The organism is Neobacillus drentensis (assembly GCF_036965245.1).
GTDB classification, from domain to species: domain Bacteria; phylum Bacillota; class Bacilli; order Bacillales; family Cytobacillaceae; genus Neobacillus; species Neobacillus drentensis_G.
This window is the reverse complement of sequence record NZ_JBALPG010000002.1, coordinates 32,813-56,581: the sequence shown is the minus strand read 5'-3', so window position 1 is coordinate 56,581 and position 23,769 is coordinate 32,813. Positions and strand designations below refer to the sequence as shown.

The 23,769-nt window shown below is 39.2% G+C and carries 15 protein-coding genes and 1 pseudogene; 4 read left to right on the top strand and 12 right to left on the bottom strand.

The window, feature by feature from the left end; translation table 11 throughout:
- Positions 1–148 precede the first annotated feature (148 nt).
- The 4 genes from V7150_RS00370 to V7150_RS00355 form a co-directional block, all read right to left on the bottom strand.
- Positions 149–1,012: a peptidylprolyl isomerase gene (locus V7150_RS00370; RefSeq protein WP_335512497.1), complete on the bottom strand. Its 864-nt coding sequence runs from the start codon at positions 1,010–1,012 to the stop codon at positions 149–151.
- 92 nt (positions 1,013–1,104) lie between these two features.
- Complete coding sequence (locus tag V7150_RS00365; RefSeq protein WP_335512494.1) at positions 1,105–2,889, bottom strand: glycoside hydrolase family 66 protein; 1,785 nt, start codon at positions 2,887–2,889, stop codon at positions 1,105–1,107.
- Between the two features lie 95 nt (positions 2,890–2,984).
- A complete protein-coding gene (locus V7150_RS00360) occupies positions 2,985–3,839 on the bottom strand; it encodes a hypothetical protein (RefSeq protein WP_335512492.1) in 855 nt (284 codons plus the stop codon).
- A gap of 165 nt (positions 3,840–4,004) precedes the next feature.
- Entirely contained in the window at positions 4,005–6,548 is a 2,544-nt protein-coding gene (locus V7150_RS00355) for a glycoside hydrolase family 31 protein (RefSeq protein WP_335512490.1), read from the bottom strand.
- Between the two features lie 854 nt (positions 6,549–7,402).
- Between V7150_RS00355 and V7150_RS00350 the strand changes: the two genes are divergently transcribed.
- Genes V7150_RS00350 through V7150_RS00340 form a run of 3 tightly spaced genes read left to right on the top strand, consistent with a single transcriptional unit; the run spans position 7,403 to position 11,953 of the window.
- Positions 7,403–9,064: a cache domain-containing sensor histidine kinase gene (locus tag V7150_RS00350; RefSeq protein WP_335512488.1), complete on the top strand. Its 1,662-nt coding sequence runs from the start codon at positions 7,403–7,405 to the stop codon at positions 9,062–9,064.
- 18 nt (positions 9,065–9,082) lie between these two features.
- A complete protein-coding gene (locus tag V7150_RS00345) occupies positions 9,083–10,660 on the top strand; it encodes a response regulator transcription factor (RefSeq protein WP_335512486.1) in 1,578 nt (525 codons plus the stop codon).
- 18 nt (positions 10,661–10,678) lie between these two features.
- A complete protein-coding gene (locus V7150_RS00340; RefSeq protein WP_335512484.1) occupies positions 10,679–11,953 on the top strand; it encodes an extracellular solute-binding protein in 1,275 nt (424 codons plus the stop codon).
- Positions 11,954–12,232: 279 nt separating this feature from the next.
- Here the strand turns inward: V7150_RS00340 and V7150_RS00335 are convergent, their stop codons facing one another.
- The 4 genes and pseudogenes from V7150_RS00335 to V7150_RS00320 form a co-directional block, all read right to left on the bottom strand.
- The gene (locus V7150_RS00335) at positions 12,233–14,431 is read right to left on the bottom strand and encodes a helix-turn-helix domain-containing protein (RefSeq protein ID WP_420490240.1); all 2,199 of its coding nucleotides are present in this window, start codon (positions 14,429–14,431) and stop codon (positions 12,233–12,235) included.
- A gap of 252 nt (positions 14,432–14,683) precedes the next feature.
- Positions 14,684–16,042 carry an MFS transporter gene (locus tag V7150_RS00330; RefSeq protein ID WP_335512481.1) on the bottom strand — a complete coding sequence of 453 codons (1,359 nt, stop codon included), beginning with the start codon at positions 16,040–16,042 and terminating at the stop codon, positions 14,684–14,686.
- A gap of 295 nt (positions 16,043–16,337) precedes the next feature.
- Positions 16,338–16,502: pseudogene (locus V7150_RS00325) on the bottom strand (butanediol dehydrogenase); the annotation flags it as partial.
- A gap of 8 nt (positions 16,503–16,510) precedes the next feature.
- Positions 16,511–18,502, bottom strand: a complete 1,992-nt coding sequence (locus V7150_RS00320; RefSeq protein WP_335512479.1) for an FAD-dependent oxidoreductase — start codon at positions 18,500–18,502, stop codon at positions 16,511–16,513.
- Positions 18,503–18,974: 472 nt separating this feature from the next.
- On the opposite strand from V7150_RS00320, the gene V7150_RS00315 reads away from it, so the two are divergent.
- The gene (locus V7150_RS00315; RefSeq protein ID WP_335512477.1) at positions 18,975–19,544 is read left to right on the top strand and encodes a DinB family protein; all 570 of its coding nucleotides are present in this window, start codon (positions 18,975–18,977) and stop codon (positions 19,542–19,544) included.
- Positions 19,545–19,665: 121 nt separating this feature from the next.
- Here the strand turns inward: V7150_RS00315 and V7150_RS00310 are convergent, their stop codons facing one another.
- The 4 genes from V7150_RS00310 to V7150_RS00295 all read right to left on the bottom strand — a co-directional run bounded on the left by V7150_RS00310 (position 19,666) and on the right by V7150_RS00295 (position 23,760).
- Entirely contained in the window at positions 19,666–20,601 is a 936-nt protein-coding gene (locus V7150_RS00310; protein WP_335512474.1) for a dipeptidase, read from the bottom strand.
- A gap of 84 nt (positions 20,602–20,685) precedes the next feature.
- The gene (locus V7150_RS00305) at positions 20,686–21,144 is read right to left on the bottom strand and encodes an SRPBCC family protein (RefSeq protein ID WP_335512472.1); all 459 of its coding nucleotides are present in this window, start codon (positions 21,142–21,144) and stop codon (positions 20,686–20,688) included.
- A 311-nt stretch (positions 21,145–21,455) separates the two neighbouring features.
- Entirely contained in the window at positions 21,456–22,772 is a 1,317-nt protein-coding gene (locus tag V7150_RS00300) for a purine/pyrimidine permease (RefSeq protein WP_335512470.1), read from the bottom strand.
- Positions 22,773–22,791: 19 nt separating this feature from the next.
- Positions 22,792–23,760, bottom strand: coding sequence for a bile acid:sodium symporter family protein (locus V7150_RS00295; protein ID WP_335512468.1), 969 nt, complete (start codon positions 23,758–23,760; stop codon positions 22,792–22,794).
- Positions 23,761–23,769 lie beyond the last annotated feature (9 nt).

Here is a 23,769-nt window from a genome sequence, read left to right as displayed (position 1 = left end):
ATTTTATTCCCATACATCTCGTAAAGCTTAAGGGCCATCATTAAATTGCGTAAAAAAGGCTGCAAAGGTTTCATAAGAAATGCTTCGCAGCCTTTTTAGTTTTATGTTGAGAGTAATAGTATCAATATAGATTTAGAGATTTTTGCTTTTATTTCATTTTCTGTTGTGTGTTATCTAATACATTTTCTAACTCTTTATCTTTGATGTTAATGTCTGCTTCTTTTTGAAGCTCGGCAATTAACGTATTAATTGGCTTGGCTTTTTGATATTTAAGTTCTTTTTCAATTTCATCTTTTTTATCTTCAAACGTGTTTGTTTTCTTGTCTGTGACTTTAATAATGTGATAACCGTATTGTGTTTTTACAGGATCACTGGCTTTATTGACTTCTAATGAAAATGCAACTCTATCGATTTCCGGAACCATATTCCCTTTTATAAGGTACCCAAGTTTACCGCCAATGTCTTTCGAACCAGGATCTATTGAATATTCGCTGGCAAGTTGAGCAAAATCCTCGCCCTTATCAAGCCTTTCCTTTACTTCTTTCGCCGTTTTTTCATCTTTAACAAGAATGTGACTTGCTTTTACTTCTTCTTTATATCTATCCTCAAATTCTTTTTTCATTTCTTCCTCGGAAACTTTAACTCCGTCTGTTGTCGCTTTTTCTGCCAATAACTCACGTTCAACCATTTTTTTAAAGGCCTGCTCATCTGGAATTCCATTTTGCCGAAGAGCCTGATTTAAGCCTTCATCACTACCGAATTGCCTCTTATATTCCTTGATTTTTTCATCAATCTCTTTATCTGTTACTTTATATTCTTTTTTAAGAAGCATCGTTTCAATCATTTGTTTTAAAACTTTGTCCCCTGCCTGAGCCTTTAATTCGTTGTAAAATTCCTCTTTGGTAATATCACCCGCTTTAGATTGGACAATTGGAACCGAAGCTCCAAAGTTACATGCAGAAAGAGAAAGAACTCCAGCGGCTATTCCAAAGTAAACTAACCATTTTTTCATTTTAAAACACTCCCATTATATTCAAAAAGTTTTTTGCAGTACAGGATATCAAAAACTTTTTTCGTTTTATATAAAACTTCCAGCCTTAGCGGTTATTTCTCGTACTCTATCACTGCCATATCCCAATATTTCAAACTTGGAAGTGTAAATGTGACATTTCTATTTTCTTGTTTATAGTTAAGAGATTTAGGTACACCGTTTTGCTGGTCAGGCGAAGCCAACCAAACTTTTTTAATTGGCCGGGTTTCTTCAAGCTGAACAGTTAACTGCTTACGGTCCTGGGGCTCTACTTGGTTTGCATTCGTATCACGCCATTCAAATGTTGCAGCATCGAAGAAATTAATAAAGTGAATGACTTTTTTATTTGCTTTTTGTTTCGCAAATGTCCATACTTTCCCTTTCTCTGGTTGGGATGAAAAATGTACCCAATCAGGCGAATGAATCGTAATCGGCACCTCATGCAAGTGGTCTCGAAGCAAATTTTCATAAGCCACAAGAAAATCATAATAATGTAAGAGCCTAATGTGCAAAGATTGATTCATTTTTAAGTTTTCGTGTGGAAAATATTCTTTTGACAGCATGTGTTCACCCAGTTCCAAATGGGAACCGCCAGAAGCGAAAATAACGCTGTTCGCAAGTAAAATACCAGGGGTATTAAATGTACCCGGCTGATTGGAAAAGTCATAATTCATATAGGCGGCTAAAACGGTATTATATTTCCCTTGGGAGTACCGATTGTTTTCATCAATAATACGTTTTAAATCACCATAATATTTGTCTTGTTCCCATACTTCCGTATATAAGAAATCAACAGGAGTTTGACCAAGCTGCTTTTGTCCATATTGACTTACAGCATTCATAACTAAACGTTTATTCGGCATCTCTTTTTTTGCATTAGAAATAAACCCCTTAAAGGACTCATCCAAATCCACCGGAATTCCGTTGAAGTCATATACATTTCCCCGGTCACCGAGCTGGTCAATGTGCCAGCCGTCAAAAGGAAGATCTTTGTACACCTTTTTTTGTTGTTCTATAATATAATCCTGCCATTCAGGATTGGATGGGTCGACGAGAAACACGTCACTTTTCCATTCGTCAGGTAAAGGATGGTAGTCAGAGGCATTTCTTTGCTGGTCTTTAAATAAACGCCATTCTGTTTTAACACCATCTTTCTCAGCTCCGGCAAACGCGCCATATAAAAGGTTATACGCCATCGTTTTCATGTTTCGTTCATGGGCAAATTCGATATATCTTTTAATTGTCTGCAGCGATACAGGCCGATTGGCGATGTCCTCCCAATAAGCTACAGGCTCATTATTTTCAAATTTAATAGGTTGATGATGTTTATAATGCCAATCATAGAATTGTAATCCATTAATGTGATAACGATTCAGTTTAGAAATTACAGACTCCATATCTTCGTTAGGCATATCTTCAAACCTTGACAAGAATCCATATCTTGGGAATTTAGACCAGTCGCTTGAAACATCCACTGCAATGGTTTGCTGATCTTGATCGGTTTCTGAAACAAACTGTACACGAACTAAATATCCTTTGAAATCTTCTTTTAACGGCTTCCATGTCCAATGTACCTTATTTTTTTCTACTTTCATCTTTTTTTGAGAGATGATGTCATTTAAGTGATAATAGGTAATTTTTAACGTTCCATCGGATTTCTTACCCGCTAATTTAGTTGTAAAATGAACTGGCTCATTTGGCTGATACGAAGCTTTATCAGTTGTTATACTTTGAATAATTTCCTTTTCTTCTTTTTTTAAGGGCTGCTTTGGAAAAAAGAAAGACTTCATTGCAACCACGGTGATAATGAATAGCAATAAAATAGCAAACAAGATGATAGATTTCTTTGTTGATACCATACAATCAAACTCCTCATAATAAACCATCGAGAAAAAATCAATTTAGAATCTGTCCAAAGTCAAGCGGGAATTTGGACAGATGGAATAGTTATTAATTAATTTTTGTATCCATAATCTGCATCAATAATTTTATCTATCGGATGTCCGCTTTCCGTCAATTCTTCAACTTCAGGTCCTAGATAAAGATCCGTCTGCCAGTATCCATTCGGCAAATCAACCTCAACTGTATAAGTACCTGGGCCATATACTTTTGTTTCATTATCGAAGCTAATCTGTCCCTCGTATGGTTTGCCGTCTTCTTGAGGAACGGTTCCTTCAGGATAAGTATAGCTTGTAAAGCTAATCTTGATTGAATCCATCCCTTCAGGCACCGTAAACGTGGCTGTTCCCTTATCGATGCTGGAATTAAAAAACTGATCGAGCGGGCGCTGAGCTTGAACTTGTTCATTCAAATCGGTATTTTCTTTAACCGTTATCGCCTCGCTCCACAACTCTCCCTTTCCTGGGTGGTTAGGACGCTGATAGGCTTTAAACATATAATTTCCAGCCACAAGGTGATCCGGTTTATAAGTTAATATCTGTGCTTCACCAGGAGTTAATGTGTTAACCGCACCAGTGGCAACCACCTTACCCTCTTTAGGATTGCCTTCTGCTGCCCAGTAAACCTCATATGTCACTTCCCCCTGCATGGCTCTTGAGTCCTCGTCATTTTTAATCATGGCAGAAATGCAATCTGAAGTTAAAATTTCAGCGGTAAATGTTAATGAGCTTCTATCCCATCCAGATTTGTCCTGTGGCCCTGTTTCTTTAGTTAAATTTTGAAAACTAACTTTTTCAGTTTGGTCATTCTTTATTGCAGCCGCTAATGTTGTATGTCCAGGATGTACAAATGGAACGGCCAGCAATGATGCGGTAATGATCCCTGCAGTAATTTTATTTACTTTCTTCAAAGTGCTCCCCCATTTCTATCGTTTTAGACTATCCAGCCCTATTCCTCAGGGTTGGTAGTCTTATAGGATTATAGATAAGAAGGAACTAACATGCCGGTTAGTCCCTTCTATCCTATTACTTGTTTACTTCACATTCGTCTCTCCCTTAGCATGTACGCTATTGCCTTAACGAATTTGAACTTCTTTCTTCTCATCAGCCGGAATACTTACATAAAGCACTTGTGTGTTTGCATCGTAGAAGAATGTATTTGTTTTACCTTGAGTTTCTGCCAGTGAGCCGACCTCTTGATACTTGCTGTTACCAGCTTGAACTCCAGATGGTTTTTCTACGTTATTTAGTTTTAACGTATATTGCTGTAGTTTAGAATCTTGATAGCTATTAACTTTTTGCTTTTGATTGAATTTAATAGAGTTTGTTTTACGTGTTACATCAAATTCTGTTAAGTTGTATTCACCTTGTTTGTAGTCTTCTGTTGCTCCATCATCTTCATAGAACGTATACGAAGCATTATTGTTAACGTACGTATCAAGTACAAGGTTTGTTAATGGTTTTTCATCTGTGTATTGCTGAACCTCACGAGTTGGGATAATCGATTCGTTCTTTACGAAAATCGGTAAATGACCAAGTGGAGCATCTACAGTAATGGTTTGTCCTCCATTATATTCTTTACCAGTCCAATAGTCTGTCCAGTTTACACCTTGTGGTAAGTATACTTGACGGGATGTTTGACCTTGTTTTACAACCGGTGCAAGCATCATAGAGTCACCAAACATATACTGGTCACTAATGTCATATGTGTTTTCATCATTTTGGAATTGGTATACAAGTGGTTGATGAACCGGTTTACCACTGTCAGTTGCTTCCTGGAACTCATTGTATAAGTAAGGAAGTAATTGATAACGCAATTCGATGTACTTCTTGCTGATCTTTTCAACTTCTGGACCAAATGCCCAAGGTTCTTGACCTTGCTTAATATCAGATTTTGCATCGCTATCATAATGGATGCGAGAGAATGGATAGAACGCTCCTACTTCAATCCAGCGTGCAAACAGCTCTGCGTCTGGTCGTTTAGCGAAACCGCCAATATCAGTACCAACGAATGATACACCTGATAGTCCAATATTTGAGAGCATTGGGAGTGACATTTGCAAGTGTTCCCAATTTGATTCGCTGTCACCTGTCCATAATGCAGCCCAACGTTGCGTACCTGCATACATGTCACGTGTTAACACAAATGGACGAGTACCAGGTTTGTGAGTTTTAAATGCTTGGTGAGTGGCATCTGCTTCATCATGACCGTATAAGTTATGGTACTCTGAATGCAGAATTTTGTTATCTTCCGTACCGAAATAGGCATCCAAAGGCATCGTATGGTGCATGGTGTCATTGTCCATAAATACAGCAGGTTCATTCATGTCATTCCAGATTCCGTCAATACCCTCATTGAATAAGGTATCATGGTTGTTGGCCCACCAATCGCGAACTTCTTTTTTAGAGAAGTCAGGGAAAGCAGACTGCCCAGGCCATACCGGACCAATGAACGGTGTTCCGTCTGCGTTTTTCGCCCAATAGTCATTTTTTGTCCCTTCCTGATACATGCGGTAGTTTTCATCTTGTTTAACAGCCGGATCGTTTATGGAGATAGCATGGAATCCAGGCATGGATTTTAGTTGTTTTAATGCTTGCTTGTATTGATCATTCCATGTAAATACACGGAAGCCATCCATGTAGTCAATATCAAAATGCATCGTGTCTAATGGAATTTGCTTTTCACGGTAAGTTTTAGCAACATTTACGATTTCATCTGCTGTATATTCCCATTTACTTTGGTGTAAACCTAATGACCACTCTGGTGGAGCTTCCATTTTACCTGTTAAATCCGTATAGCGGTCAACAACATCACTAATTTCTGGCCCGTAAGCGAAGTAATACGTTAATTTGCCGCCGTTTGCATAGAAATAGTAGTAATCATCAGATTCACTCGCCATTTCATAATAGGAACGGTTTGTGTTGTCAAAGAAAATACCATATGCTTTTTTGTCTTTTAAACCAATGAAGAATGGAATTGAGGTATACACGTATTTTGTATCTTTATTATAGGTATAAGCATCTGTATTCCACATGCCGATGCTATCGCCTCGCTTGTTGAATTCTAATCCAGCTTGCTCACCGAAGCCATAGAAATCTTCATTTTTATCTGTTTTCTTGAATACATAAGGCTTTTCGTTTTCATATCCTGAGGTCTTATCTTGATTTACATAATCCTCGTTGATGACATTTCCATTCTTATCAAGGAAACGTACGCCAAATGGCTTCATCTTAATCTCAACCGTAAGTTCATCTGTTTTTAACGTATATGTGTCTGCACTAACGTTTGTCTGAAATTCTGGAGTTTCCCACTCGGAAGCCTTTTTGGCAATTCCTCTTGATTCGAATTCTTTCTCACCTTTTTTTAATACAGAAACTTTTACCAGATCTTTGTCAAATAGACGAATATAGGCTTCATTTGTCCCTAGGTCTAACTTGACACCATTTGGAAGCTTCGTAACTCCTTGAACAGAAAGCTTTTGAAGATTTTCCTTTACTAAAGGAGTGTCAGCCTCAGGTTGAGTAACGGCCAGAACATTGGGCGCTGCCGCTGTTAAACCAACAGTAGCTGCAAGTGTAATACCTGCTAAAACTCGTAATGACTTTTTCGATAAGTTCATCTTTCCACCTCGTTTAAATTATTGTAAATCCCAATACTGTTACTTGTTTACTTTCAACTTCGCCTGTACTCGGTATGCCTGCTTTTGACTTAACAAATTTGAGCATCTTTATTCTTCCTAGTCCATATCCCCTCTCTGATCATTTTTTCAACCGAGTGTAACCCCGGTTTCCCTAGCCAATTACCAAATTAACAGCCAAAGATGGTATGAACAATGGGAAAAAATCCCTGACTAATCTGAATACGTTTCCAAAAATGCGTGCCAAGTTTACTTTAAATAGAGTTGTAATAGCGTTGAACTTGATTTTTCATTCACGTGGATAAGACCGTGTTTCCAACAAAAGGATGGAGAATTTAAGGCCAGTATAGCCCGAGAGAACTATAGGACTATACTCTTCTCCTGCTTCAACACTGGTTCGTCAACCTCTTATTTATATTGTATAACTTAAAAAAGTACACTAAAAAACCTAATTTTCCCTCAATATGTATTTATTTGAAAATATTGGATGATATTTAATGCTTTTTATATGGAGAATTTTGACGGGATACTATTTTTCGCTCTTCATTCAAAATAAAACACCATTCCATATAACAGCCAAAAAGATGATAAAATGAAGTTGAATTAAAGGAGGCAAATATTTTATTTCCAAAATATTCCTTGGTAAAATACAACCCAAAACCTGTACTATTATAAAGTAAGAACAAATAAGGCGAGGTATTATGTTTCGAAAATTTTTATTATCCAGAAGCTTTTCATCTAAAATTACAGTGGCCTTTCTACTTGTGATTTTAATCTCGACACTTTTTATTTCTCTGTCTTTCTACTGGGAATCTAATTCTATCTTGAAGAAGAACGTGCGGAAGTCCACCATTCAAATGGCCAAACAGACGGGGGAGTCTCTTTCTTTTATATTTAACGTTGGAATTGACACCTCTGATTTCATTAGCAGCGACCAGAATATTCAGCGAGCTGCTTTACAATTGAAAAGCAGTACCCCATACGAACAGACAAGGAATTCTCAATACATAAATACCTTGCTGAATAATTTTGTCTATTCCAATTCCTTCGTCAAAATTGTTTATGTATTAAAAGAGGAAGGCAGCGGTTGGGGCAGTGGTACTTTTTCTGAAGCCAGATTCAAGAATATACGCCTCTCCGACCAGGAATGGGTAAAGGAAGCTAAACGAAAAGATGGAGAATTGGTTTGGCAAGGTATTCAGTATGACAATTTCAGCGGCGGAGGGAACAATACGGACTTGACTCTTCCCGTCGGAAGGGTTCTGAAAGATTTTGACACGCTGAGCAATATTGGACTGGTGCAGGTTCATTTGGACGGGCGGTCCATTCTTAACACGATTGGGCACTTGAAACTAGGAAAAACAGGAAAGTTTTTCGTGGTTGATAACGAAGGAAGGGTCATGATTGATTCCAATCTCGATAGGATCAACAAGAAGGTGGAGAATCCCGATTTGTTCAGTCATGTCGTAGGAGACGACCACGCAGAATTCGAATTTACAGTAAAAGGAGTCCCTTATTACGGGGTTAAGGAGCCGCTTAGCAACGGCTGGATGCTTGTTGGTACCGTTCCTATCCATGAAATCAGCGGACAGTTGGACCGTCTTCAATCATGGATATTATTTTCCTCCGGAGTTTTCTCCATGCTTGCAATCTGCATTGGGCTTTTCATTGCCGGACGGGTGACCAAGCCTGTAAAACAACTTACCCAGATCATGCAACGCGTTCAGCAAGGTGATCTAAAAGTAAGAACGGCCGTTAATTCCTCTGATGAGATTGGCTTTTTGAGTAAGCAGTTTAACAATATGATTTATGAAATCGAAAATTTGATGCAACAGGTCAAAAGTGAACAGAGTGAAAAGTATCATGCCGAACTTCGGGCTGTTATTCACCGGATTCATCCACACTTTCTATATAATACACTAAGCACCCTCCGATGGCTTATTGATTCGAATCAAAACAACCGCGCTTCTCTAGTATTGTCGGCACTGACTCATCTATTGGAAGCAAATATGGGAAAAAGCGGCAGCATCATCATGGTAGGAGAGGAACTTGATATTATCCAGAAGTATTTGGTCATTTTGGAGCTTCGCTACGAAAAAAAATTCAATCTTGAGCTGGACATTGAACCGGGGACGGAAATGCTCCCTATCCCCCGCATGCTTCTGCAGCCTGTGGTTGAAAACGCCATATTCCATGGCATCGTGCCGAAAAATACGGACGGCCGAATCTCGATAAAAATTCATTCATATAACGAAGATTTAGAATTTCTTATAAACGATGACGGCTTAGGCATACAAAATGATAAGTTGAAGGAATTGAACGATCCGGAGACTGCTGTCAAAAATGGGAAAATCGGTATCGGTCTACGCCATATCTTTGATACGTTGAGGTTGTATTATGCCCAAAATTGGGAATGGTCCATCACAAGCGGGCCAGAACAAGGTACCACGGTGCGCATTTTGTTAAAAAAAATAGTAGAATCAGCCACTAAGCACTAGCAGAACAGGAGGAATAATATGTATAGAGTTCTTATCGTGGACGACGAGCCTATTATCCGCAAGGGAATCAGCGCCTTTATTGATTGGGAAAATGAAGGGGTAACGGTTGAAGACCAATACGCCAATGGCGCCGAAGCACTTGCTGCTCTTAAAAACCGTTCCTATGATATTCTCATTACGGATATTAAAATGCCTTTGACCAACGGCATTGAACTCATGAAGCAAGCACTAGAGCTTTACCCATGGCTAAAAGTGATCCTAATCAGCAGCTACAGTGACTTTGAATACGTAAAAGAAGGGCTAAAGCTGGGCGCTGTCGATTATTTGTTAAAGCTAACCCTGAAAAAAGAGGACCTTCTCGCCGTCCTTCGCCGGTGTATCTCTATGCTGGAGGAAGAACGCAAAAAAGATTCCGAACTGAATTATTACCAACAGGGAGCCATCTACCTAGAACGAAAAAGTAATGAACAGAAAATTAAAAGATTAATAGTACAAGAGGAGACATCCCCTTCGTCAACTGATTTGGCCCTGCCATGGTTGGAAAATTCCTATGCTTGCGTCTATCTTATGCTAGATAAAGCGGAGGAATGGAAAGAAAATCACGGCTATCTGTATATGCAGTACATATTCGAGGAATGGCAGAAATTGTTTTATGAGAAAACAGAGGAAGGAGCAGCACTGATTGTAGAGGAAAGCTGCATGTTTCTCATTTTACCAGATCACGAAAGGGAAGCCGAGCGGGTTATCCACGGTTGGAAACAGGCACTTAAAAAGCAATGGGGAATTTCAATGTCAGCCGGTCTCGTAACAGAGCAAGGTATAGGCAGTATTCTTAATGGATTTGCCAACAGCCGTTCAGCCTGCGAAAAGAGGTTTTTCAAAGGACTGGGCGGCGTGTATTATATGAATAGTTCCGAAACATATGGGAAAAAAACGCTAATGGACAAAAAGGAGCAGCATAATTGGACGCCTTTCTTCGAAATGATCCGCAATGGCGATCCGGTTTCATCTGCAATTGATTATGCACTTGATTACTGGAAGGATGAATCACTTAATTCAGAAGATGTTAAGCAAGAGGCGTGCAACCTTCTTACGGGCGCTTACCGTTTACATGCGGAAGCGGAATCATTGCTCCCTGAACAACATAATCTGCTTTACCGTGCCGAGACATTGGAACAAATGGTATCCATTTTAATTAGCCAACTGGAAGAAATCGGGAAGCCCTTTATGCCAAAATTGTCGGATAAGGGATACGACGAGGAGCTAATTACAAAGGCGCTGGATTATATTGCTGCCCGTTATACAGAGAACTTGACGCTTCAGAGTGTCGCGGATGTCGTTCATCTCAGTAAAAGTTATTTTAGTCTTTATTTTAAAAAACACACCAACCGAAATTTTGTCGATTATTTAATCGAACTGCGCATTAGGGAAGCGAAGCGGCTCTTGGCGGAAAATGAAAGCCGTATTTACGATGTTGCCGCAGCCGCAGGCTTTAAAGATGTAAAATATTTCAGTAAAGTGTTTAAGAAAATAACCGGATTAACCCCACTAGAGTACAGGGAAAAACATCAGACGGCAAGATCATCAATTGATTAAGAAAGGATGGTTTACATTATGGGTTGGCGATGGGTATCCTTATTACTAATTCTAGTATTGCTGGCCGGGTGTGGAAATCCATCCATGATCTCCGATCCAAAGAAGGTTCAAACTCTTCAGGATCGCGAAAAAACCGTCATTACATTCTGGCACACCTACAACGACAAAGAAACCCAGCTTCTGGAGAAGAGGTTAATTCCTGCTTTTGAGCAGGATAACCCGAACATTCGGGTCGAGACTATAAACTTGGCTTTCAATAATGAATTAAAGAACACCTTAATAGCACGAGCCTCTTCCAACCGAGGTCCGGATGTGGTACGGATTGATATCGCCTGGGTTCCTGAGTTTTCACTTAAAGGGCTTCTTCACCCGTTAAACGGGTTCACGGATTTTGAAGATATCCGTAACAGATTTAATCCTAAGTCAATGGATGTAGGCTTCTATAAAAATGAATATTATTCCCTGCCGCTAAACATCTACACGAAGGCTGCCATCTTTAACCGTGAGCTTCTGAAACGAGCAGGCTATTCCAAGCCGCCAAGTACAATGAAAGAAGTTCTGGAGATTGCCCGCCAACATCGCTTTACCATCGGTCTTGGAGGATTGGAACCTTGGAATACAATTCCATACCTTTACAGCCTTGGAGGGACCTTAACCGATAAAAAGTTCCATAAGGCTTCCGGATATTTAAACGGGGAAGGAACCATCCATGCCGTGGAGCAGTTAACTGCCCTTTACAAGGAAAAACTCATTGATCTCCCGAAGAAGGCAAGTGACGGTGAAAATTTAGAACGAGTAAAAGCCGGAAATATACTTATGACCGATGATGGCCCTTGGTTCTACAGTTTATTGAATAAAACGGAATTGGATCGTACCTTAAAGCAGACCATTACTGTACCGTTTCCACATGGTAATGGTTCTGCTTCAATTATTGGCGGCGAAAACATGGTTATTATGAAGGGAAGCAAACACCCGGATGAGGCATGGACTTTTATGAAGTGGATGACGGGAAAAGAAGCGCAGCTTATCATGGCGCAAACCGGATTGATACCGACCAACCTGGAGGCTGCCAAAGCTTTTAAAGTAACTCCGAATTCTTACCTCAATCCTTTTAAGGAGCCTGCGGAGAATTCCTTTCAGTGGCCCCCAGTCAAGAACTGGAGTAAAATCGATGAAGTGTACACTAATTATTTAAATAGAATATTTGCGGGTGAATTGTCTGCTAAGGATGGCTTGGACCGTGCGGCAGCTGAAATAGACGTGCTTTTAGCAGATTCTGATTCGAATCAATGACAAAGAAGTTCCAGCCTCCTAATTGTTTTCCAATTGCTAAGGAGAATGATTGTAGGGCTTGGATCTTCTTTTATTATTATTCAAGAGAACCAGACCTACACTCAAAATCCTTGATGTATTCCTCTGGGTACCCTTAATACTTTTTATTCATAGGAAGTCTAACTACAAAATTAGGGGCACTTGAGCTGGACAATTCTCAAAGCCAATTCTGTATGCTTATCATTAAAAAAGCTGATTTCTCCTGAACGCGGGAGATATCAGCTTTTTCCATTTATTGTATTACCATAGATCTTGACCTATTTTATTCCCATACATCTCGTAAAGCTTAAGGGCCATCATTAAATTGAATCGTACTTCAGCATCATTTAAGTCGGCTGATAGGAGTGATTCTATTTTTTCAAGTCGGTACAATAGTGAGCTCCTATGAATATACAGTTCTTCTGCTGTATTTTTTACATTTCCATTATTTCGTAAAAACACATGAAGGGTGGTATACAAATCAATATTCTTCCCTTCCGAATATTTAAGGAGAGGGCCAATTTGTTTCGACATAAATAAATCGACGGCGGGGCAATGATCGAGCTGATGCAGGATGACATAGGATCCTAAATCTTCAAACAAAGCGAAACCATTTTTTCGAAAGCGGCTGGCTAAAACATTTTGAGCCTGTATAGCCTGCTGATAACTAATGTAATAGTCTTCTAGTGTTTGGGTAGTCCCGCCAATCCCTGCCAATACACTATGGGCAACTGGTGATACGTCAATCCATTTCTTGATGTGCTGATAGAACGATTCCCAAAATTGTTTGGGGCGGTTATGCTCTAAATCAATAGGCACAATCAAAAGTAGCTGCTCATGATGGGAGGCAGCAAGAATCCCACTGCCCACCTCCGGGAGATGTGATCTGATTAAATCCCATATAAGGTTTTTTTTCGCTTGCTGTTCTAAAAGGTTTCCTTCTCTTAATTCTTCCTCCCCAAGTGAAATGGATAACACGGCGATTCGGTGGCTCCGGAAAAGATCCCACTGGTACAAGTTCGCATATTGCAAAATGCTGTCGCGATCTTCGATTTTTTCCGTCAACAATTTACTAATAAAGCTGTCTTTCATCTGTTCTTTTGTGTCTAGAACCAGCTTCTGTTTGATAAACTGGATGGAGCAGATGTTTCGGCCCAAATCAACCGTCAATTGATCAAATTCATCCATTTCTCCTCTAAGTCTGCGTACTGCCAGATATCCTAGTAAACTTCCGCCCCCATTTATCATCCAGAATGAAAAGCAATAACCGACATCTTTAGGGTCGCTCACATGGAAAACATCGGTAACTCTTTGTTTTCCTCGCTCTTCTCTTGCCAATTCAGCCAATTGCTCGATTTGTTGGCTTCCAGCCTCAGTCTTATCGGTGTTATTTGAAATTGGCTGCATAAACCTATCAAAAACGATAACGGAATCCTGAAACAAACGGCCAAGCATTGTCGTGATCCCTTCAAAGTTGTTATCTTCGGCCGTTTCTTTCAGCAATGCTTGTTGGTAATCTAAAAGAAAATGGAGACGTTGTTTATGTTCTTTCTCACCATTATATAACCGGGCATTATCAAGTATCGTAGCGATGTGGTTCGCCAGCATCTCTAGTACTTTTAAGTCCTCTTCCATAAAGCCCCCTTCATGTTTGTTTTCAATATGAAGAACCCCAATAGTTTTCAAGTCGATAACCAATGGAACTGTCATTTGGCCGCCGCCAATCGTCTCAAGAAATGGAAAATGTTCCTTGAGTACATATTTATCCTCAACCATAATTTTTGGCGGGCGATCCATTTTTCCATATGAGGGAGGATGAAAAACAAAGCAATCTTCTTTCTCGTTAAAAAGATAAATACATGCAAAGTCAGCATTTGTTCCTGTTCCAGCTTTCGAAGTTAACTCAGCTATATGCTGTTCTAATGGGGCATCAAGCGAAAGATTCTTGCTAATCCATTCAAATCCTTCAATTTTTCTAAGCTGCGCTTCTTTTTGCCTTGCCACAGCCATAGCTACAGCGATGTCTTTTCCAAACTCCTCAAATGGTGTTTCCATATCCAAAAGAGGGACATAGCTCAAAAAACCAACGATACAAAAACCAAAATGCTGGATATCGTCTTTAAGCGGGACGGTAAACCATGTCTTCACATCAGCCTGCTTCAAGATTTCGTCCAGGCGGCATACCATTAGTGAATCTGCTGTTTGATACGTTAGGCTTTGATATAATAGTTTCGGAGAGCATTCTTCAGAATAAAGAGGAAAGGATGAAGCTAAGGAAGACAAATTGCCGCTCCAAGCTTTTGGTATAAACTTTCCCCCTTCATTTAGTATTACCGCTACAAAGTCGCAATATAGTGCAGAACAAAAGGAATCTGTTAAATACTTGAGCGCCTCCTCTTCAGTATCAATCTTAATCAGCTGACGTGATGTAGTACGTAAATGATTTTCTACTTTTTTCATTAACTTATCCCTTTTGTTGTCAACCACAAACGAGCCCCTCCTTTTTTGCCTTTTCTATCTATTGTAAAAGAAGTGAAGCATCATAAGAAAGGAAATATACAAAATTATTTCTATTTTTAGAATTTAAAGCAGACATCTTTTAGCTTTTTCATACATTAACTAACGAGTCCATTTGACAAAGTTAGTTCTCCTCTCTTCTTTTCCAAACATTCTTAAATCCCGAAGAAGTCTTTCCCCGGGATCATGTAAAGATTATTTAGCAATCGTCAAAGTTTCATCTTTCTCCTCTATCTGTTCTTTCTCTTTATAATAGTTTCCATGTTTCTCTTGAACGAAAATCATTGCGATACCGCCAAGGACAGCAGCACTCGCAATCGCCGCAAAATTATATTGAGGCATCAGATTCATCGAAAGGAGAACACCGACGAAGGTAGGAGCGACTATACCGCCAACACGGCCAAAAGCCATCGTGCTGCCTACTGCTGTTGAACGCATACCACTTGGATAATATTGAGAAACAAAGGCGTTCGACATGTTCTGCAACCCGACAGATGCAGCACCAATTACTGCAATGAAGATAAAGGCAAGAAACATACTGTTCGTGAACCCGATGAGGGATAATGCAATGCCTCCACAGAAAAACAATGGGACGAGTACTTTTTTAAAACCGATCTTATCCACCAATGGGCCAAAAACAAGTGTTCCGACAATGGCGCCTAATTGCATGACAGCTGTGAACGCAAGACTAGAACTTAGGTCATAACCGGACTGCATCATAAGACGCGGCAGCCATGTATTCATGGAGTAAATCAAAACAAAAGCACTAAAACAGGAAATCCAGAACATGATGGTACTTGTCGCACGCTTTTCCTCGAATAGCTTCACAACAGGAGAACCAGGCTTTTTCGCTGCAGGCTTTACAAATTCGATTGCCCTTTCTTCTCCAAAATTCGGATCTATCTTGGAAATAACATTTTTTGCATCCTCTTCCTTGCCTTTCTCCAAAAGGAAACCAACGGACTCTGGAATGCTTTTCATTAAAAAAGGAATAAACAATAACGGAACACCACCCAGCCAAAAAACAGGTTCCCAGCCTGCTGTCGGAAGAAGTGATCTGCTTGTAAGCGCTGCTACCAAAGCCCCAACTGAATATCCACAAAAGATAAAAGAGACAATAGCCGTTCGAACCCTTTTTGGCGAGAATTCTGTTGCCAAGGCAATGACATTAGGCATAACTCCTCCTAACCCAAAACCAGCAATGACACGGACGATTGCAAACATAAGGGGACCATTCGCAAAACCGGATAAAAATGTAAAAAGGCTGAATATGAGTGTTGTTAACCATATGATTTTCTTACGGCCAATCTTATCAGCCAACATACAAAAGATAATAGCACCTATTGCTGTTCCTATTGCCGTATAGCTGCCTATTGCACCTGCTGTCACGACTGATATTCCCCATTCCTTCATAAGAGAAGGAACAGCAGCTCCATAAATCACAACATCATATCCATCAAACGCAATCACCATGAACATCCAAAATATGAACCAGATATGAAATGAATGAATACTACTTCTATCGATCACATTCATTGGGTTGATTTTTTTCATCTTAAGACCCTCCTCTATAGGAAAAAATTAAATTATTGCAGAGAATTACGGATAAACACTTTCAATAGTAAACCTACCCACCTTCTTAATATTCTGAATTTTCCGTATGTAAATTATAATAACTACTATCAAAAACTGTTAGCCGCTTTTTGTAGGAAAAAGAAAATCAATTTTCGTTTATAATGTGGACTTACTCCATTTGTTGTTTCCAACTGATCGGCATCTTTACCTACAAAATCAAAATTTTCATAAAAAAAGGGGGGCCACATAACTTATCGGACACCCTCTCAAACAATTATTCAGCTTTTACTAAGATTTTTATATGATTTCTTTCTTTTAGTAGCCCTTCCAAACCTTCGTCGATTACTTCATCAAGAGTGATGCGTTTCGTTACTAGTTTATCTGCAGGGAAGTATCCTTGTGCCATTAAACTAATGACGGTTGGAAATATCTCTCGGTGTATCTAAATCAAACTGTTTCCAATACCTCTTCTTCCCTTTTGTGTGTAACAATGGATTCAAGGAGATATGCCTTTTCAAAGCCGCCCCGGGTAGCCTCACTAAGGGATCCATAGCCCGCTGCATCTCCTAATACAAAAACATTTTCCATCTGGTCCCTTAAGGTTTTCTCTAATGGGTTATACGCCTCTACACCCATTGCAACAATGATATACTCTGATTCAATTTCTGAGTGTTTTCCAGAAACTAAGTCCTCTACGATAATACTGTCTGGAAGTATTTTTACCAATTTGTGATCCGTAACAATGTCCACATTTTCTTGTTTGAGCTTATTAAGAAGCCTTAATCTTGTTTCAGGTCCAATTCTTTTACTTGCTTTTGTAAGAATTTCTACATAAGTAACATCATTACCAGCTTCTGCAAGTCGGCGAACAGTTCCATGACAGGTCATACCACTACCTACAACTGTAACTTTATTATTAGTAAATACTTTTTCCTGTAATTTTACGTCTTCATAAGTATAAACATGATCTAAATCATTGCCTTCCACCTGTGGGAGCTTTGGTCTTCCGCCCGTTGCCAATAAAACAGCATATGGATTGAAAGTTGTGATCTCTTCAACAGTAGCCTCTGTATTCATACGGACATCAATATTTAAGCGTTTCATTTCATTGCTGAGGTAATTAATGTGCCAGTTCATTTTCTTTCTATAAATTGGGTCAGTTACAAGATGCAATTGACCACCAAGCTTATTATCCTTTTCAAAAAGAGTTACATGATATCCTTTTAATGTTAGAATTCGCGCCGCTTCCATTCCACCTGGGCCACCACCAACGATCACAACATGGCGGTTTTCATTAGAAGGAAGGCGCTGCAGCTCCTTAAACTCTAGTTCTCTGCCGGCTCTAGCATTGATGGTACAATGAATGTGTGAGTTACCCATAGCTGAATGTATACAATGGAGACAGTTAATACATTTTCTAATTTCAGCTTCGCGACCTTCCCTCGTTTTGTTTACCCACTCGGGATCAGCAATTAATCCCCTGCCTATGGCCACAAAGTCTGCTCTTCCCTCGGTTAAAATGTTTTCTACAAATTGTGGTTCACGAATTGACCCAACAGTGATCACTGGAATATTTACTTCTTTTTTTATCTCCTCTGCTAGGTAGACTCTCCAGCCTTGTTCATATAACGGGGATTCAATTATTTTGTCTATAGAGTCATAGGTTCCACAACTAATATGCAGTCCATCTACTCCTAGTTTTTCTAAGTATCGACAAATATCCTTACCTAACTCTAAATCGATACCCCCTTCTATAAATTCATCCACACTGAGACGAACGGTAACAGGGTAGTCCTCACCACACTTTTCTCTGATTCCATCAATGATTTCCTTGATAAATCTCATCCGATTCTCAAAGCTTCCCCCGTATTCATCAGTTCGTAAATTTGCCTCAGGGCTTAAAAACTGGTTAATTAAATAACCATGGGCACCGTGAACTTCAACTCCATCAATCCCAGCCTGCTTACATCTTACGGCCGTCTGAACAAATTTATTTACTAGCTCTTTTACTTCTATTGTTGTTAATTCCCGAGGTTCCTCACCTACCGCAGCACAAGCAACATTACTAGGAGCAACGATTTGTTTACCATGTATTAACGATGAATTTGACTGTCTGCCTGCATGATGGATTTGTACAAAAACCTTCGCCCCATATTTATGTATCCCATTGGCTAAACGATGTATCCCTGGGATAAAGCGATCATCGTCCAACCTTAATTGCCTAATAAATCCTTTCCCATATTCATAATCGATACAGGTAAATTCAACAATAATTAGCCCAGTTCCACCTTTTGCCCTTTCTTCATAATAGGCAATTAGATGATCAGTGACTTCACCTTCAATACCAGCTAGATTCGTTCCCATGGGTGGCATGACAACTCTGTTTTTCAGTGTCAGATTACCTATTTTTCCTTCATTGAACACGTTTTGATAATTCATCTTAACTCCTCCGTTTTTATGACTTTATGTGAAAACCTTCACAAATACTACAAAAAAAAATTATCCCATATTTATTTTAAAAGTAGTTGACATGTATTTTCGCACTACATTTGATAGATTAGTGACATTATTTTGTAAAATTCATGAAAAATTTGGGAAAGATATCATTTTAGGGTAAAATTATTTTTAGGAATTAGTATTTTTATCTTTTAAAATATTTTATAGTTTTGATTCACCTCTATAGTATGATTAGTAAAAAGCAAAAAGAAAAAGAGAGCAGATTTTTTGCAAAGCGGTTCATAACGGTATGTTCTGCCTTAGATGCATAGATAAAAAGATATAGACGGTATCCCGCTATGCCATTAAGCTAAGGGCTTTTAAAGAATACTAGGCCCGCTCAATATTCGAATTTAGAGTACGTGACTCTAAAGATACGATTCTAAAGCCCATGATAATCGGAGGATACTAATAAATGAAATCTGAAAGTATATCAAAACATTTTCAAACATTAACTCAGCAAAGAGCTCCATTCATGCTCAAAATAAAATCACTGCCACAAGAAAAACTATGGTATCGAAAAGAAGATGAAAAATGGTCTATAGGAGAGCATATATTTCACTTATATTTAATTATAAGAATGCTTAAAGTTGCTGCCAAATTTTCCTTAATACTTATTCCATATGCCAAAATAAAAAGACATACACCATATGCAACTGAAATACATGATATTTATGTTGAATTTAAAGAGAAAAAAGGAAGAGGGATGAAAGCTCCTTGGATTCTAGTACCCCCAAAAAGAATACGCTACTCTATGGATGTAATCGAATTAGAGCGGCTGCTTTTGAACGAAACATATGAAATGGAAGCATTAGTTAAAAATATTGAAGAAGATATTGCCGGACACATTGTGTTTTTAGATCCAATAGCTAAGTATCCTAACCTAATTCAGGCTATTCAACTACTGGCTATACATGAAAAACACCATTTTATAATTATTGAAAATAACTATAGAATGGTGTTTGAATCTAGTATGAAAATTTAAGATACTTTTTATTTTCCATAGAGTTATAGGGAGGGTTCTTATGTTCCAAAATTTTTAAACGAACTAAAAACCTTCCATTATTTCAAAGAATCTATTATTACATTTAGTGTTTCCACAGCATTTATAGCCCAATCCCTGGCCGATGGTTAAGGAAGTTTTCGAATGCAAACCCCCTTACTTCTTCCTCCTTAAAATGCTTTAACAATTCATTAATGAGATTTTGACTCATAGAGGCATCTTCTAAATTCGTGACAAAGGTAGAAATTCCGTCGAAATCAGAACCAAAGCCAATTTGTTTAACCCCTCCTAATGAACAAAAATGATCAATATGGTTCACAAGATCGGTAAGGGCAGCCTCGCCAGATTCTTTTACAAATGGAGGATAGTAAACAACATGAATCTGACCGCCTTTGGCAAACATCGCTTTTGCCTGTTCATCCGTTAAGTTTCGCGGATGATTGCAAAGTGCCCGCGCATTGGAGTGACTTGCAATCGGATACTTGGCTAGTTCAATGACCTCCCAAATCCCTTTATCACTTAAATGCGACACATCTGTTAGGATTTGATGCTTGTTATTAAACTCAACAATCTCTTTTCCAAATAGTGTAAATCCCCCGCCACGAGGCTCGCCGGCACCGTCTGCTGCAAGATTCGCTTGGTTCCAGGTCAGACCAACCGAGCGAACCCCCAGCTGATAGAGAATATGGAGCTTCGCTAAATCGTTGCCGATGGCGTCTACACCTTCCAGCGTTAACATTGCACCAATTTGACCAATTTTAAGACGATCAAAATCAGACCATTCTTTAATATGAACCATGTCCGGATTTTTCCCAAGCACTTCCTTATAAAAATAATCGACTTGCTCAAGGGCAACTTGGAACTTTTGATCGCCCTTAATATATGGTTCAATAAAAATCGCAAAGCATTGTACCTTGATTTTACCTTGTTGTAACCGTTTTTTATTTGTATGTAATTCGGGTGAATCCGAAAATCGTAAAGACCCGTTCGCTTCTTGGAGCTTCAACAAGGCGTCACAATGAAGGTCGATAATATTCATGTTTCAAAAACCCCTTTTTATTAAATTTTACCATAATAAAGGGACTAGCTGAAAAAAATACCTAGCCCCATGATAGTCAACTAATTAAAGTTGTTCCGCCATTTCTTTTACCCTTGGCAGCACTTTATCCCAAATATCGGCACTAGCATCTCTGTATTTTTCTCCATCCGTCATTGCAGAGAAATCTCCCTGTAAAATATGCAGCATCGTCTTTCCATTTTCCTCAGACAATTTAAAGGTGATGCCGTCTTCTTCAGTAACCGGCGGTCTTTCCGGGCTGCGAACGTCAAATACGGTAAAGCGAAGTAGTCTATATTGCTGGACAGCAGTTACATTCCCTTCAACGATCACTGTCCCGTCCTGACCTTTCCAAAGTACGGGACTTCCAAGTTCCCAAGTCGATTCGAGGTAAAACTGCGGCCCGCCGCTTGAGAACTCCAGCGCCCATTGTCTATTATACTCACTAATTGTAATGACGTCCCATACCTTCGAAGCCGGTGCATCAATTTCCATCGTTTTGTCTACAAAAAGTTTGTTCCTCATATGTACCTCCCACTTTAATACCTTAATGATAAAAGTTATTTCCATTATATCTTAAGGAAAAACATCACAACAATTTAATTAACCTATCTTAAACGAAACTACTAGTAATGACTTTTCTGACATACCGTAGGAAGAAAGCAAAGTCGACTAGCGGCTGGCTGATCCTCGAAAAGGCTAACGCTTCTCCATTGTGCAACATATTGTTTCCGAAGCTTACTCTAATGGAGCCGGACAATTCTAAAAATCGAAATTTCATATCTTTTAAAAAAATATCCCCTCGCCAATTGTTCCAAGGGGAATGTATACTTATTCTAGTTATTTGTACTAATAGCGCCCTTCTTTTCTCGGAAGAGCACATGCTCAAGCAATAAACAAAATATTAATCCGACGAGCAGTCCATTAGCGACAATGTTTCGCAGCCATGGTGCAACACTTTCAAATGCTTCAGTGGGCATAAACATCATGCCAATTCCGACCATTAACGATAGTCCAATCACGAGTAAATTTCGCGATGACGGTTTCTGCCCCATAAGATCGCGAATCCCAAAGCCCATCATTTGTGAAAAAGGAATAAATAAGGAAGCATAGGCAACCTCTAATGGCAGCGTCGATAAAAATTCAGCGATATAGGGAAAAAATCCAGCAGCCATAATTAAGACCGCACCGATGACAAGCGGTCGTATCTTTTTAATTCCTGTTGTCGTAATAAATCCCGCCGAAACGGACAAAGGAACTACCCCGACCACTGAAAATAAACCGGAAACGAACAAGGTGATCCCGTTTCCTAATATACCCTTTTGATATTGTTTTGGCTTCACTTCTTTTTCCAAAGCGATTCCCACAACTAAAATGCCTGCAATCACGTTCGAAATAAGAACTACCGAAGTAATAATAGATGTTAGTACAATCCCGACATCAAATTTTGGAGAGCCCCAGTCTAATAATTTGGGTACCGTAAACCAGCTTTTTGGCTCATAGGTTTTTCCTAGATGAATTAATCCGAAAAAATGAAACAGCGACCAGCCAACAACAATACCAATGAACGGCCCCATGCTCTTCCATATTCCATTTGCTTTTAAGGAAATTAATAAGATAATGACAATTTCAATGAAACAAATCAACGCAATTTTCCCATTTAACTGGCCTGTCGCGCTGATTCCAAGCATACTTTTAAAAAATGAACCGCTAAGCTGAGCAACCAAGAGAATCAAGTATACACCCGTTACAATCGGAGTAAATAGATTACGAACTTTTTCAATAATCGGTAAAAATCCTAAAATGGCTAAAAATATACCAGCTATGATAAGTCCCATTTCTAATTGCTGCAGTAAAAGCCCCTGCTCACTTGGAGCACTCATCGTGCCAAGCAAAATAAAGATTGCCCACCACATCCCTGCAGCTCCTTCGACAACAGGCAGGCGATGGCCAATAAATAGTTGGATTAACGTTGCGGCACCTGAGACAAATAACATTCGCTGCATAAAGGTTGAAATATCTGCCGGAGACATATGAAAGGCCGCTCCAACTACAACCGGCACAGCGATGATATTCGTTAGCATAAAGACAGCCCATTGGATGCCCTGAACCCCTGTCAAAAAGCCGTTTTCTTTTCTAGTTAAGTCATTCATTCATAAAACACCTTCTTTTTTATAGAGCAATTGATTCCTTCTTTTCCACTTTTTTATTATAAAACCGATCGAGAAAATGCCCATTCGTCGAGGCAAGCACCTGTTGAAAAAGCATTCCTAAAACCACAGGCACAGCAACCGCTGCCGGAAAAAAGGATACTGCTAGTACGGCACCGGCACTGATATTTCTCATTCCACCTGAAAAAGTCAGAGTAATAACAGTGTCTCGATCTCGTTTCATCAACCTCCCTAAAAGGAAGGAAAACAAGTACCCCGTTAAAGCAATGAAAAAAACCGTTACTGTAATACTGACAAGTTTCAGATTGATATTTTTCAAATAGGGTGCAACAACTGATCCGTTGAGCATGACGACAATGCCGATGCTCATTTTTGAAAAAGGAGCTAGACGTGTGCCTAGTTGGTAATTAATTTTCCCCTTTGTTGCCTGGTTTAACAACATACCGATTACGGAAGGGATGACAATCATGCCTAATAACCCTTTCATTATACTAATGAAGTCCAGTTCAACCCTTTGACCGACAAATAACGAAAGTGAAAATGGAACAAGGATTGGCGACAGTAATGTATCTATTAAGATAATCGATAAGACCAAGGGAATGTTACCTTTGTAGATCGAAACCCAGATGAAGCTTGTGATGCCTGTTGGGATGACCATGCCTAATATAAGACCAGTAATCGTGTAAACATCACCAGAAAAGGCGATATGACCGACTCCCCAAGCCCAAAGAGGCATCAGAATATGCAGGATCAACATCACCAAGAAAATAGGAAACGGATGGATCATGACCTCTTTTAATGATTGGAAATTAGAACTTAAACTTCCGGCGAAGGTCATATACGCAAATATCCAAGGGATTAAGAAGGAAAAATCCTTCAAATAGGTACTGAGCAGCACACCTATTACCACACTAACCGGAGTGATAAGGGGCATGATTTTTTCTAGTTGCTTATTTAACTTTTGCAGCATGTAAGGTTT